Annotated in this window: 15 protein-coding genes; 7 read left to right on the top strand and 8 right to left on the bottom strand. The window is 67.6% G+C overall.

All coding sequences use genetic code 11. The annotated features are described in order from the left end of the window. Nucleotides 1-131: 131 nt before the first annotated feature. Nucleotides 132-551, bottom strand: coding sequence for a VOC family protein (locus tag ACWFRU_RS37385; RefSeq protein ID WP_453692565.1), 420 nt, complete (start codon nt 549-551; stop codon nt 132-134). A 299-nt stretch (nt 552-850) separates the two neighbouring features. On the opposite strand from ACWFRU_RS37385, the gene ACWFRU_RS37390 reads away from it, so the two are divergent. Continuing rightward, nucleotides 851-1,906, top strand: a complete 1,056-nt coding sequence (locus ACWFRU_RS37390; protein ID WP_453692566.1) for an LLM class flavin-dependent oxidoreductase — start codon at nt 851-853, stop codon at nt 1,904-1,906. Nucleotides 1,907-2,175: 269 nt separating this feature from the next. Here ACWFRU_RS37390 and ACWFRU_RS37395 read toward each other — a convergent pair whose 3' ends face one another. Then, the gene (locus tag ACWFRU_RS37395) at nt 2,176-2,667 is read right to left on the bottom strand and encodes an allene oxide cyclase barrel-like domain-containing protein (protein ID WP_453692567.1); all 492 of its coding nucleotides are present in this window, start codon (nt 2,665-2,667) and stop codon (nt 2,176-2,178) included. An 861-nt stretch (nt 2,668-3,528) separates the two neighbouring features. Then, the gene (locus tag ACWFRU_RS37400; protein ID WP_453692568.1) at nt 3,529-3,732 is read right to left on the bottom strand and encodes a cold-shock protein; all 204 of its coding nucleotides are present in this window, start codon (nt 3,730-3,732) and stop codon (nt 3,529-3,531) included. A 534-nt stretch (nt 3,733-4,266) separates the two neighbouring features. Here ACWFRU_RS37400 and ACWFRU_RS37405 point away from each other — a divergent pair. Together ACWFRU_RS37405 and ACWFRU_RS37410 are read left to right on the top strand one after the other, a co-directional pair. After that, complete coding sequence (locus ACWFRU_RS37405; RefSeq protein ID WP_453692569.1) at nt 4,267-4,881, top strand: DUF2975 domain-containing protein; 615 nt, start codon at nt 4,267-4,269, stop codon at nt 4,879-4,881. Between the two features lies 1 nt (nt 4,882). Beyond that, the gene (locus ACWFRU_RS37410; RefSeq protein ID WP_453692570.1) at nt 4,883-5,104 is read left to right on the top strand and encodes a helix-turn-helix domain-containing protein; all 222 of its coding nucleotides are present in this window, start codon (nt 4,883-4,885) and stop codon (nt 5,102-5,104) included. Between the two features lie 379 nt (nt 5,105-5,483). Here the strand turns inward: ACWFRU_RS37410 and ACWFRU_RS37415 are convergent, their stop codons facing one another. From ACWFRU_RS37415 to ACWFRU_RS37425, 3 genes are all read right to left on the bottom strand, one after another. Continuing rightward, the gene (locus ACWFRU_RS37415) at nt 5,484-5,960 is read right to left on the bottom strand and encodes a peptidoglycan-binding domain-containing protein (RefSeq protein ID WP_453692571.1); all 477 of its coding nucleotides are present in this window, start codon (nt 5,958-5,960) and stop codon (nt 5,484-5,486) included. Nucleotides 5,961-5,987: 27 nt separating this feature from the next. Continuing rightward, a complete protein-coding gene (locus ACWFRU_RS37420; RefSeq protein ID WP_453692572.1) occupies nt 5,988-6,431 on the bottom strand; it encodes a peptidoglycan-binding domain-containing protein in 444 nt (147 codons plus the stop codon). Between the two features lie 158 nt (nt 6,432-6,589). Beyond that, nucleotides 6,590-7,567, bottom strand: coding sequence for an ArsR/SmtB family transcription factor (locus tag ACWFRU_RS37425; protein WP_453692573.1), 978 nt, complete (start codon nt 7,565-7,567; stop codon nt 6,590-6,592). An 871-nt stretch (nt 7,568-8,438) separates the two neighbouring features. On the opposite strand from ACWFRU_RS37425, the gene ACWFRU_RS37430 reads away from it, so the two are divergent. Next, entirely contained in the window at nt 8,439-9,332 is an 894-nt protein-coding gene (locus ACWFRU_RS37430; protein WP_453692574.1) for an esterase/lipase family protein, read from the top strand. Nucleotides 9,333-9,390: 58 nt separating this feature from the next. Here the strand turns inward: ACWFRU_RS37430 and ACWFRU_RS37435 are convergent, their stop codons facing one another. Together ACWFRU_RS37435 and ACWFRU_RS37440 are read right to left on the bottom strand one after the other, a co-directional pair. After that, nucleotides 9,391-10,374: a hypothetical protein gene (locus ACWFRU_RS37435; RefSeq protein ID WP_453692575.1), complete on the bottom strand. Its 984-nt coding sequence runs from the start codon at nt 10,372-10,374 to the stop codon at nt 9,391-9,393. A gap of 190 nt (nt 10,375-10,564) precedes the next feature. Beyond that, on the bottom strand, nt 10,565-11,173 hold the full coding sequence (locus ACWFRU_RS37440; RefSeq protein ID WP_453692576.1) for a hypothetical protein: 609 nt from the start codon (nt 11,171-11,173) through the stop codon (nt 10,565-10,567). 308 nt (nt 11,174-11,481) lie between these two features. Here ACWFRU_RS37440 and ACWFRU_RS37445 point away from each other — a divergent pair, with 308 nt between their 5' ends. The 3 genes from ACWFRU_RS37445 to ACWFRU_RS37455 form a co-directional block, all read left to right on the top strand. Then, entirely contained in the window at nt 11,482-11,874 is a 393-nt protein-coding gene (locus ACWFRU_RS37445) for an ANTAR domain-containing protein (protein WP_453692577.1), read from the top strand. Between the two features lie 598 nt (nt 11,875-12,472). After that, entirely contained in the window at nt 12,473-12,856 is a 384-nt protein-coding gene (locus ACWFRU_RS37450) for a VOC family protein (protein WP_453692578.1), read from the top strand. 423 nt (nt 12,857-13,279) lie between these two features. Then, the coding region (locus ACWFRU_RS37455) for a DUF2637 domain-containing protein (RefSeq protein ID WP_453692582.1) at nt 13,280-13,447 on the top strand (168 nt) is incomplete at its 3' end.

Here is a 13,447-nt window from a genome sequence, read left to right on the forward strand (position 1 = left end):
GGTGCGCTGATGAGTCAGGGCAGACCTGGGCGCGAGGGCCGGTCAGCGCGCGACGGCATCACATTCACCGAGCGCGCGGCACTCGCGGAGCACGCGGCACTCACCGAGCCAGCGGGCGGCCGTTGACGGCGTCAGCGTTCACGGCTTGCGCCAGATGGTCCGGCGCTCGGTCCGGTCCGTACGAAGAGGCAGAACGGGTGGCCGGCGGGGTCGTACAGGACCCGCACGTCGGCCTGTGGTTGGAAGTCCGCCATGGTGGCCCCCAGAACGAGAGCATGCTCGACCGCTGGTGACAGATCGTCCACCTCGATGTCCAGATGCATCATCATCTGCTGCGCTGACCGTGTGGCAGGCCACTGTGGACGGGTGAAGAGCGGCTCCCTCTGGAACGACAGCGCGGCTCCGCCGCCGGGCGCTGCGATCTCGACCCAGTCAGGTTCTTCCTTCCGCACCGGCCATCCGAGCAGGCCCTGGTAGAACTGCGCCAGCTCGTGGGGGTTCGATGCGTCAAGGGTGGTCGCGGTGAGAGTGAAACGCGGTGAGGGCTTCATGGAGTGCGGTTGCCCGCGTCGGCTGTTGACAGGCCAACCCATTCGCGCTCCGGGCCCCGGCCCAAGACCGGTCCGCCGGCGCCGACGTCGATGTAGACGTAGGGAGCAGTGCCTGCCTACAAGGGGCCCTTGTCCGTGGAGGCTGACGTTTTCACGTCGGGTGGCTGTTGGTCGCCGGGTACCTTGGCGTTGACCGTTGTGTCCCACGGTCCGGTGACGGCGCCCCCGTCGATGGCAGTCGATCTTCGGACCTGCCAGCATGAGGGACCTCGATTCGATCCTCGTGCTGTGGAGGTTTGATGCGTGCAGGCGTCGTGGTCGCAGCGCAGCCCGGTGTGGAGGATCTCGCTGTGCAGGCCGAGGAGTTGGGCTTGAGCAGTTTCTGGGTCAATGACACTCCGATGGTCCACGGTGACCCCTTCATTGCCTTGGGCCTGTGTGCGAAGGCCACCCGCCGTATCCGGCTCGGTATCGGCGTGACCTCACCGGCGTTGCGCTCGGCTCCGGCCGCAGCGAGCGGGTTCGCCAGCCTCAATGCCCTGGCACCGGGACGGATCATCTGCGGGATCGGCACGGGAAACACCGCTCGGCGCACGCTGGGCATGCAGCCGAGCACGGCGGCCGCGCTGGAGAACTTCACCGCGGCGCTACAGGATCTGAGTGCCGGGCGCTCAACCGTGTACCGCGAAGGCGACCAGGTCCGCGACATCCGGTTCCTGCACACCCAGGCGCACGTGAATACCACCGAACCGATCGAGTTCGTCGTGGCCGCCCTCGGGCCCAAAGCCGCCGCCGTCGCCGGCCGCCGCGGAGCCGGCCTCATCTCCTTCGGTCTGCTCGAGCCCACCGCCTGGCACGCACTGCACGACGCCCGCCGCAGGGCCGCCCACGACACCCTCCGCAACCCCCACCCCTCCCGGGCGCACTCCTACGCGGTCACCGCGCTTCACCTGCTGCGCGCCAACGAGGACTGCGCCAGCGACGCGGCCAGGGACGCGACAGGCCATCTCGTCTTGTCGCTGCTGGACTTCGCCGCCGACACACCCGCCTTCGCCGGGCAACTCGGCCCCGACGAACGCGAGGCGGTGCGACAACTCCTCGACCGGCGTGGCACCACCGCCACCGCCCCGGACCGGTACACCAAGCTCTACCCCAACTACCTCGCACGCATCGCACCGCAGGATCGGGACCTGGTCCTGCCCTCGCTGATGAACAGCCTGGCCCTCGTCGGCACCCGCGACGACCTGCGCACCCGCATCACCGCCCTGGAACAGTCCGGCGTCGATGAACTCCTCATCCAACCCGTGATCGACCCGCCAACCGAGATGGCCCAGCTCGTCGAGTTGCTCGCGTGACCACCCGCTAGTGGGCGCGACTGCCTCAGTGGGCCCGGCCGGATGAATCCGGGGGCAAGGACTTGGGTTGGTTGAGACTGCTACTCACGAAGATTCGCGACGTCGTAGGCATGTAGGGTGCTTCATCCAGGCTCCGGGCGGGAGCAGGTCCAAGGCCAGGTCGACGGTGTTGGTGGCCATTGCAGTGACGCGGGCCTCAAGACTCGAGCTGAGGGCCGATGCCGAGCGGCTGAGCGTGTCACGTTGCCCACTATCGCCACCATCTTCTATCAGTGCAGGATCTCGGCGCGCAGCCTCTCCTTCGGCGTGTTGATGTCCCAGTAGCGAACACTGCCCCGGGCGTCCTTGAAAGCACCCGTGCCGCCGCTGATGGCCATGTCGAGGGAGCTCGCCTCGTCCGGCCGCAGCGATTGCATCGTCAGAGAGCCACGCTCGAGCTCTATCGTGATCACGGCCTGCGACGTGACTTTCCCACCGCCGACGTACACGACCTGGGACGTCCCGGCCCCCCGTCCGACGGCGCGGCCGTTCTCCACTGCGGTGGCGCAGTAGACGCTCATGTCGCCGAGGCTCGGTCCCGCCTTGCCGAGATCGACGGACTCGTACTCAAGGTCCTTGAGTTGGAGTTCGATGACCTCGACCCGGCCCTGCTTCGGGGCATCGGCATCCGCGCCTCCCGCGGCGAAGACGCCGACCGTCACGGTGGCCAGCGACAGGGCGGCGAATCTCTTGAGCAGGGGCCGGTTACTGATCTTTTCCATGGTGAAAACTCCTCATGGTGATCTGCTCATGCGAACAACTCGACGCTACGGAAGGCGAGTTGATGCGTCCAAGACCAACATCATCATGACGTCATAGCGCTGACGGCATGAGTTCGAGAGCTGACATCGGTGACGTTCGTTAAACAGGACTGACTGAAGGACAGGGCGGCTGGCCAGAGCCCGGGTTTGTGCCCTATCGGCTGCGTACGGCCCGCAGCTGGGACGGAGGGGGCGTGGCGCGGCTTGCGCAGCCTTCTGCCGACGGACCTGTGCTGTTGCCGCGGGGGAGCACAGGGACGTCAAGTGACCAATAGATCGATACGTACCACTGCGAGGTCGCCGTGGTCCCTACGGAGTGGCGCGCGCCGTGGTGGCGGAGAGTCGGCCGGGACACGTGTGTGCGACCTCGTGAGGATCACGCCGCCGGGACGCCTGCAGCGATCACGGCAGGCGGGCTGTCCGCGCGTTGGCCGGCACGGTCGCGGAGTTTGACGCCCTCGCCGTGAAATTGGACGCGCACGGACGAGGTGTCGGTAGTGCACTGCTGGCCGACACTGGGGCCGATCGGTGGGGGAGGGCTCGCGGCCTTCGGCTCAGCACGGTGACACGGGGAGCCTATTTGGGGCAGCGCCGGGGTGTGGTGCTGCCCTCACCAGAGGGCAGCGAGTTTCTTCGCTCTCCCGCACGCGGCTGCAGCCGTGAGCAGGCCGACTGGGACGTACCGTGGCCCCCGCCTCGCGGGCTGGAAGGAACAGCTGATCGCCCGCTGGAAGGCCGGGTCCCCGCACCAGACGCCGCCAGGGGAGCATGTGGGGGTGCCCGTCATGACGAGCACCCCCACATGACTACGGGCGGCGTGGCTCAGCCGCGAACGATGTTCTCCGCCTGGGGGCCCTTCTGGCCCTGAGTGACGTCGAAGCTGACTTTCTCACCCTCGGCGAGCTCGCGGAAGCCGCCACCGGAGATGTTGGAGTAGTGGGCGAAGACGTCGGGGCCGCCGCCGTCCTGCTCGATGAAGCCGAAGCCCTTTTCGCTGTTGAACCACTTCACGGTGCCGCTGGCCATACTGCAATCCTTCACTTCACCCGAGTCCGTCCACGATGGAGCGGCTCGGCAACCATGAGCATCCCGGACTGGGATGCTTCGAACACCATCCTGCCCCACCCGCGCCGCAGATGGCCTGGATTCCCATGCCGGGGGAGCGATGCGCCCCTATCCGGGGTGCTATGCACACCTCCTGGCCAGGGCCCGCCTTGGACTCCCGTCTTCCCTGAAGTGCCCGCACCGTCTAGAAGCTCATCCGCACCGTCTGGAACCTGGTGCCCTCGCCATCCCGGAAGCGGCCATCATCCCGCTCCGTGGGTGCTCCAGCGCAAGCCCCGCGGGAGTGCCCTGTTCGGTGACCGCCGCCCCGCTTCCCCACCTCCGCACCGGCGTCTGCTGCCCTGGGGGGTGTCGGCTCAGCGTCGGTGTCGAGGCAAGGGCAGGGGGTTTGCGTGTTCGGGTGGCGCTCTATATCGTTTATCGATAACATCGATAAGCGATATAGAGCGGTAGCGGGGGTCTGCGATGACGAAGGCGTTTAATCCACTGGAGCCGATGTCGACCACGGCCAAGGTGCTGGTGACGCTTCTGGCGTTGTCCCTGGGGCTGGGCCTGATCGGCATGCTCTTCGCGGACAACGTGTCCGTGCTCGGGATCGGGGATGCCTCGGTGTGCGCCACGGACACAGCCACGACCACCGGGAGCGGCGGGGGATGGGACTCAGGGCTGAAGCCTGCGCCGGGTGCCGAACTCAACTTGGATGCGCACCCCGAGTACTGCGCGCAGGACGCGGGCCTGGCCTTGAACATGCTGGACACCACCTCCCGGCTGGTGCCCCTGGCTTTCACCGCCGTCGCGTTGCTGCTCGTGCTGCGGCTGATCAAGGGGGCTGAGCGCGAGGGAATCTACACCCCGCAAACGGCCGGTCGGCTGCGCGGGCTGGGCTGGTGGCTGCTGGCCGGCAGCGTCGTCTCGGCGATCGTCACGTCCGTGGTGGACCGGGCGATGCTCGCCTCCCTGAGTGCCGACAGCGACGTACAGGTATGGGCGGGTCTGGGGTTGTGGGATGTTCCCTTCATGGCCATCTGCACCGGTCTGGGCATCCTCTCCTTCGCCAGGATCATGCGAGTAGGCTGCACCATGCGTGAGGACCTTGAGGGGACCGTCTGAAATGCCCGAAGAAGAGCACGCCATCGTCGTCCATCTCGACCGGCTGCTCCAGGAGCGCGAGATGACGTTGACGGAGCTGGCAGAGCGAGTGGGCGTCACCCACGCGAACCTGTCCATCTTGAAGAACGGCCGGGCACGGGCCATCCGTTTCACCACTCTGACCCGCGTCTGCGAGGTCCTCAACTGCCGGCCCGGCGACCTGCTCGACTACCGGCCCCGCTGAATGAGCGTGCCTGCACCGGCGTGCCGGGCGCCCGCTGGCCTTGCGCCGGGCTCGGCCCATGCGGCCCCGGTTCTCCTGGCAGGTCACCGGCCGGTTGCCTAGCGATGCATTCGCTTGGTGTGGTCGCAGAGCATCCACGTGGCTGTGGGCGATCGGTGCCAGCAGCTCAGTGACCGCCACCGTCCAGGAAGTCCTGTAAGGCGGCGGCGCGACAGGCCGCCGCTCCCGAGAGAGCGGCGACCTGCGCCCCGCCAGCACAGACGTAGCCCGTCAAGTCCGCACGAAACGACAGATTTCAGCTGCGGTGTGGGGAGGCCGGTGGGTCAGCCCGCGAGCTGGTCGCTGAGGGTGCTGACGGCTGCGGCTGGGGTGCAAGAGTTCAGTACACGGCCGAGTAGCAGTGGCCGTTATGCTGGCCGTTGCTGTTGAAGCCCGGCAGGTTGACTCCGTGGAGCGTGTCTGGGCCCCACACGCCATCGACGGTGACGGATGGGCTGGCGAGCCGCTGTGCGTACTCCAGAGCGTTCTTCGTGTTCGTGCCGAAGTCGCCGTCGACACTCAGACCTCGGGCGTAGCAGTGGTTGAGGATGCGCTGCAACGCCTTGACATGGCTGCCCGAGGCGCCCTTTGCCATGATGCAGCGGGAATATCGGTGGGTCACACCGTCCGACGTGGTGGTGACGTAGGCGGGGATTCTCGTGTGGAAGGCGCCCATGTTGTTGTTGGATGTCATGGTGCTGTTGCAGTAGGAGGAGGCCAGTGCTCCGGTTTCCTGTGCACCGGCCGTCGGGGCGAGGGCGCCCAGGCCGGCCGTCGTGAGGAAGGCTGCCGCCACTGCCGTGGACGTGAATGTCATCGGATTCCGTTCTGCCGGGAGCGGGGGTCAGCCTGCGCTGGTGGAGCAGATGGACGAGCCAGAGCCGTTGTGGACGTACCACTTCATGGCCTTGCGGGTTTGCGGCCCGTAGATCCCGTCGACCGAGACGTTCACGGCGGATTGGGTGCGCCGCAGAGCGGCCCGGGTGTCGGAGCCGAAGATGCCGTCGATGGAGATGCTCTCGTCGTAGCAATAGACCAGAGCGTGCTGCAGGGCATTGACTGCCTTGCTCGCGTTACCGTATTGCAGAGTGCAGTTCCTGCTGCCGGTGGCCGTGTAGTACGGCTGCGAGAGGTAGGCGCTGGGCCCCGTACTGACGTTCTTGCGGCCGTTGCAGGTCGGGTATGAGGCCCCCGAGGCGGACTGGGTGCCCGCCACGCCCACCACCAGCCCTGCGGTGAGGACCCCTGCGGACACCACCGCGTTGGTGCGGGACAAAAGACGGCTCATCGCTTCCCCCAATGATCTTCGCGTGCGCCCTGTCGGTTCGGCGCAACCGGGAACACCCCGTGGCTCCCGGGCGTGAGCAAGGTATCGAGGGGCAGCTGGGTCGGCCCAGCTATTGCACTGTGCCGCAAAGGGCTTGCGGGGGCGGTTGGACCGGCTGGTCATCTGCTGTGCACGAGGGCACTGCCCAGCGCGGTGCGCCTGTGCCGCACGCTGCCACCCAGCCGCCGAGTCGTGACCAGCCCGCTGCGTCTGAGCGCGGCCGTATGCCGGCTCACCGACGAAGGAGACGTACGGGCCAGACCTGCCAGGACGGTCGTGGTCAGCTCCTCGTCGAGCAACCGAAGCACCCTGGCCCGTGTCTCACCCATCAGCTCACCCAAGGCGTCTGCAGCCGGCGCACCCGCCCCACCGGGTCGCCAATTGCCCTGCCGGTGCACGGGATAGACCAGTACAGGCTGCAGTTGTGGATCTGCGAGGGAAATAGGGTGGAACACGCCAAAGAAGCTCGGCACCAGGTACAGACCGCGTCCCTCAAGATGCAACCACTGGTCCAGGGGATAGTCGACTTCGAGTACGGGCGGCTGCCAGCGAGCACCAGGGCCCAGACTGGCCAGCACCGCCTCGATGCCATGCGCGAGTGCCTTGTGCGCGTGTCCCGCAACGTCCGCGGCGGCAATCGCCGACGCCTCGGCGGTGCAGGGAGCCAGGGCGACCTTGTGGTACCGCACCAGCGCGGTACCAAGACGCCGCAGCGCCGCAGGCCGCCCGGCTCGGACGTCATCGAGCCAACCGGGCACGCTGCTCGGATTCACGCCGAGCCGTTCGATTTCGGCGCGCAGGCGCTGTTTCCCGGTGGACAGCACGGCCTCCACTCCCGCGTTGAAGTCGCCCGTGTGGCCGGGCGGCGTGAGGAAGTCGGGAAAGTAGTCGCTGGGCGGCGAGAGCGCGGCCAACAAGGCGACATCCTGGGCGAGGTCGGCATCATGAAGAAGGCGCCGGGTGTGCCGGCGCCATGCGAAGAAGGGATGTGGCTGGATGATCTGATGAAGGCTGAGCACCGTCTCCCACATCGGATCCAGCGCCGTGACGACACGGATCCGTCCCAGATCGGCACTGGTGAAGTGAATGCGGAGCACAGGTCCCCCTCCTGTGAACGCACGGGCAGGCAGACGCATGGTCCCACGGATGCAGGGGTATCGCCGACGGGTGCGGCGCTCCGGCTGGAAAGTGCGCGACTTTCCGCCTGATCGGGGCCCTTGTTGGATTGCCGAGTAGCTGCTGTCTCGTCGATCCTGGGTGGTGACGGTCGAACGCGGGTTACCGGTCAGGCCCTGCTGCCCTGCCGAGAGCGGGAGGAAGGGACCTCGCTCGTGGGGCGTCCATAAACCGACCGCGGGTTCGGCTCTGTGGCGACTGCGGGGAGGACCGCACGGGATGCGGACAGCCGGTCTTGCTCGCGGTCAGGCTCGGTGGCATGGCCAACTCTGCGCCGCGCACGGTCGGCGGAACCCAGGTGGACACGCCGACGGTGCCGCTCGGCTGTGATCCTTCACGCGCCAAGCGAGGGACAGAGCGGAAGGCACGGTTCCAGGGTGAGGGGGCCTCTGGGGAGTTGCGGTTCTGGCAGTCCCGCTGCGCGCGGGGGGTGCGCTGTTCCGTTGGGCCGGCATGCTCAGCCTGCCGGGCGCTCCTCACCGGAGGGGGCTGCCTCCCACCCCCGGCGGGTGGCGCACCACAGACCGGGGCCTTTCCCGCTGTCCGCCCCGTCGGCACCGCACCACGGCCCGGGTCCCTTTCTCCGACCGGCCCCACACCGCAACGCGTCGAGGCGGAACCCGGACACCGCTGTGACCAGGCCGGACAGCCGCCAACTGTCCGGGACAGTGTTCAGCCGTTGCTTGGCACCCTCGTTCCTCCGCAGGCTCATCAGGCCGTGACGTCACGGCCAGACGTTCCGTATCGGAGGGGAGAGGGTTCATGGGGGCCGTAGTGAGATCGTGTACGGGGGTGCGCAGCCGTGTGGCGGGGGTGGTTGCCGCGCTGCTGCTGGGGCTGGCCGCACCAACCTGGGCCGCCACGCCGTCGTCGGCGGCGCCGTCCGCGGCGGCGCCCGCGCCGGGCGATGGCAAGAACGACACCGTCTATTTCATCAAGGGGTACACCCCCGATCGCGCCAAGTGCACCAGCAAGTGGAACGGCGCGACCCGTGCGATGCGCTCCTGGGGCTGGACCGGGAAGATCGAGCGCGTAGGTCTGTACGCCGCTGACACCCGCCGCAAGGGCTGCACGGTCAACCTTCTGGATCCGCGCCCGGAGTTGGGCACGGTCGACGTCCCCATCAAGGATCTCGGCAAGGCTTTGGCCTGGAACATCTACAACAAGTACTCCTCGCGGGGCAAGAGCGTGGACCTGGTGGGCCACTCGATGGGCGGATTGATCGCCCGTGCGGCGATCGCGGGCTTCCAGCGGCACGAGGAGGGGTGGCCGCCGCGCCTGTATGTCGAGGATGTGGTCACCCTGGGGACGCCGCACAAGGGGGCCTTGTCCGTCCTCGACGGCGACCGTCAGTCGAGGGACATGCGCCCGTGGTCCGACTTCATCAGCTGGCTCAACAAAACCCCCAACCCGCAGGCCGAAGGAGGCACCGACTGGACAGTGATCGGCTCCGAGTTCGACGTGGCGGTGGGCATGGGCTCCGCCACTCCGACGGACTCCGGGTTCTCTCATGTGGTGCGCTACGACTACACGGAGGGGATCTCCCACAGTCAGTTGCGTACGACGACGCGCGGCACCTACTACCTGAGCTACCGAAACCAAGACGCCGTGTGGCATGACGACTATCGGGCAGTGGCTCCGGTGCGAGCCGCGTGGAACGCGTTGTACTGGGCGCGCAAGTGGTGATCAACGGCTGACGGTTGGTGGTCCGGCGGGGAACGGGGGGCTCCGCCGGGCCTCCTTCTCATGGTCGCTTCGGTGCGATCAGATACTGCTGGCTCTTTCGGTCCTCGCATCGCTGGACCACCGCCGCGGCATTCTTCAGCGAGCCGGCGGAACCAGTGCGGTCGATTCCCACACACTGGTCCCCGTCCAGGCGCAGCACGTACGCGGTCGGCGTGTCCGCACCGTCCTCGGAGGGGTTCCCCTCCCCGGACGCGACGCGGACATCGAAGCGTGTGGTGCCCGCGCACTGCTGTCTCGGTTCCAGTAAGCCCTCGGCCGGACCGCCGCGCAGCACGGTCAGACAGCCCTCGCCGTGGACCGGATGGTCCCAGCGCACCCGGTACAACCCGCCATCGGCTGGGATGAGTTCGGTGGTCGGCGGCTCCGCTTGAGCGCAAGGACGGTGCACGGCCACCTGGGACGGGTAGCGCTCCTTGGGAAGGAAGCCGTCGGTCAGGCACAGATCCGGGGCCTGCATCGGCCGTATGCGCACCACACCGTGCGGGACGGCGGCCTGTGAGGGCTCGGCCCGTCGAGTGTCCTCTGGCTCCTGAGGCACGGGAAAAGCCACCAGGGCGACCCCCGCAACCGCCACCCCCAACACCACCAGAGCCCCTCGCTTGGCGAAGGCTGGATGGCGGATCGCGGATGTGAACCGCGTACGGTCTCGGGCGTCGCCGCGGGCGGCCAAGGTCACTTCGGGCTCGCACACAGCGGGGGCGGAGGCGATACGGTCGCGCACCTCAAGCCACTGCTCAAGGCGCTCCCCGTCACCGCAGGCCCGCACGAACGCGGCAAGGAGTTCAGGCCGGGGCAGCGCATTTCGCGCGAACACATCCGACAGGGTGCTCCGGGGCAGGAAGTCCCCCTGGCCGGCCGCGCGTTCCTCCAGCTGCCGGTAGCTCAGTCCCGCCGCTCCTTTGATCTCCTTCATGAGAGCCACGAACCCGGCGGTGTCACACACCTGCTCCAGCCTGGGCCCCGTCCCCGTTTGATGCTCCATGATTGCCACATACTTGCCATCCCGCCCCTGGATGACAACTCTCGATCACGCCACTTTCGTCCCACAAGGCTGCGCTGTCTCGCAAGGCTGCTATCGGTCCGGAGTTGTGCAAACGCCTGTGGTGCGCGGCTCATTGGTCCTACACGCACCTGGTGCCACCGGGGCTTTGACGGGCGACGGAGCGCCTGGCCTACGCCCGCCTTTGGCGCGGGGCCAGCTCGCTGTCTGACCAGAGTGCGGCACCGGCATGGCCGAGGAGCAGCTTGGGGTAGTAGGTCCAGGCGAACCAGGGTGCGGTGTGTGAGGGGCCCAGCAGTTTGTCCAGGGTGAGCCCGCCCGCGGTGAGGGTGGCTGCGAGGATGCGTCGCTGTGCCGGGTGGCGGCGGATGATCACGGTTGCGGTGGCCATGTAGGCGTAGTGGGCTACGGCCCAGGCTGCGGGGTGCACGCGTCCTCCGGCCCCCCTGCCGGGGGAGCCCGCATCCAGCCAGGCGACTGCTGCCGGGTGCACGTGGCATGCGGCGAAGGTGTAGTGCTGGGTGCTGCCCTGCCCCGGGCGCTCGTACCAGCGGGCGCACGCCCGGGTGTTGTTGACGTAGACCCCGCCGACGAGGTCGACCGCCATCAGCCCGGTGACGGCCGCGCGCCCTGCACCCGCCCCGCGCGCCTTGGCCGTGATCGGCGCTGTGACCGCGCCTGCCGCCGTCGTCAGCGCGGTGAGTACATGGTTGGCCCGCGTGGCCTCGGGTCCGACAAACTCACCCCACGCGCGGTGCAGCGCTGCGCCGATGCCGGTCATCGTGCCTCCCTGGTGATGGTGTCGACATGCTCGGCGAGGCCCTGCGGCCGCGGTGCCCGGACGACAAATGGGGAGCAGCCCGTGGTCGGCTTGGTGCCAAGCAGAAGATCACGTGTACGGTAGCCCGCTTGGGCAGGCGCGCGCCGGGCCGAGGCGAGATACGGCCCGCCGTCCCGGAGTGACCGCACCGACCCGGTGCAGGGAGCGGTCACACCCAGGGGGTACCGCGAAGGACGCAGGCGCAGAGACACTGCTGAACTGATCAGGCAACGGGCTTCCAGCGCGCCGGGTACACCCAGGCCACCGCTGTGCCCCTGCGGCTGCGCCATGACGTCCTGGGCAGCTTGCTCCTCCTGCACACCGGCACCCGCTCGCTGAACCCCGAAGACTTAGCCCTCGCCCAGGCCTTGGCCGGCGCCGCCACCATTGGCCTGCTCCACGCCCGCGCCGTCACCGAGCAGCACACCGTCAATCAGCAACTCCACACCGCCCTGCACAGCCGCATCATCATTGAACAGGCCAAGGGCCTGCTGGCCGCACGCCAGAACATCACCCTCAACCACGCCTTCGATGCGCTGCGCCATCACGCCCGCGACCACCGGATGTTACTCAGCAACGTGGCCCGAGATGTCATAGACCGGGACTTCACCCCCGCGATCCCACCCGCACGACCACGCGTGCACCCCTCGGACACCGAGTAACCTCCTGGCGCCACCCTGACCGTAGCCCTCGCACGGGCACACGCGCATCACGCCAGGAATGAGCTGCGCAGCAAGGCGATGAAGGGAGCGGCGCGGTAGCGACGCCGACCGTTTGACTGACGCTCGCACGACACCACACGGGGTGCTGTAACTGCGCGACCTCGTCGGGCAGATAGAGCACGGTCTTGGACTCGTCGACCGTAGGTGCAGGGCAGCCGTAGCGCGGTTGTGCGTCGATGGACCCGTCAGGTGTGTCAGCGGCTAGGTTGTTTCCCCACTCGCGGCCACCTTGTGACGCAGTGTGAGGTCATCCATGGTGCTGCCCGGCCCCTACTGCAGGAGAGGCGGGTGGTGCTGAGCACGCGGCTGTAGGCCGGGATTTGGGGTGCTCCCTTCCCGTTGCACATGGCCGCTGGTTGACGCCCAAGGGTGGCTGAGCAGGACGAAGTGCGCACGATGACTCTCTGCCGTCAGCGGTGAGGTGCGTTCCGTCTCCGCTCCTGCGGAACGCTCTTGTTACCTCTTTCCGTCGGACCCGTCATGAGGTTGACGGCCACACACGAACGGTCGTCGCGACGACGAGTGAATCGAGAGCAGAATGCTGACCAACATCATGTACGTGACGATCTACGTCACCGATCAGGACCGCGCGCTGGAGTTCTACAGCCAGGGACTGGGCCTGGAAAAAGGAGTCGATTACCCGGGGCCCGACGGCCGGTTCCTCACCGTCGGTGTTCCCGGCAGCCCGGTGCAGATCATCCTGTGGTCTCTTGCGGCGGCCGCGGGGCAGCCGGGAGGAGCCGGCGCGCCTGGTCCGCTGATCCTCGAATCGGACGATTTGCGAAAGGACTTCGAGATCATGCGTCAGCGCGGTGTCGTCTTCGAAGATTCCGAGCCCGAGGAGTATCCGTTCGGGGTGCGGATAGAGGCGGTGGACCCGGACGGCAACCGGGTTTCGCTGCGTCAGCAACGCAAGCGGTAACCGTCGGCCCCTCCGCCCTCATGGCCGAGGCGTTCGAAGCCCAGCGCGATCGGCTGCGCGCCGACGTGTACCGCGCGCTGGGCTCGCACGCCGACGCCGACGCCAAGGGCGCTTCCCGTGCGCGTGCTCGGCTTCACGCTGGTCACCGCTGTCGCTTCCGAGGACGCGTCCAGCTCCCAGGCTGGAGCGCAGTCGTCGCAGGGTCGCGGACGAGGAGCGGAGAGATCACTCTCCTGTTCGCGATCAGTAAGACACTTGGTCGCTTCGCAGGTGTCGTCCGTTCCTTGTCAAGAGAGCTACAGGCGAGCCGAGTTGGAGATTGGGCGGCGGGGCGTGGTGCCGAGGTGTTGGCCCATAATGTGCGAGTGTGATTCGCTCTGACAGTGAGGCAGGAGAGTTGTATGTGAGTGGGGGTGGGGAGCGGTGCCTGTTGGCTTAAGCCGGGTGCAGCGGGTCCTGATCGGTGTGGTTGTGGCTGGTGCGGTCGTCATCGCCTCGATCGGTTTCGCGGGGTCGTACACGGCTGTGCGTGACCTGGCCGAGAAGAAGGGCTTCGGCAGCTTCTCGGCGGTCTTCCCGATCGGCATCGAC

It is taken from the genome of Streptomyces sp. NPDC055099 (assembly GCF_053607685.1).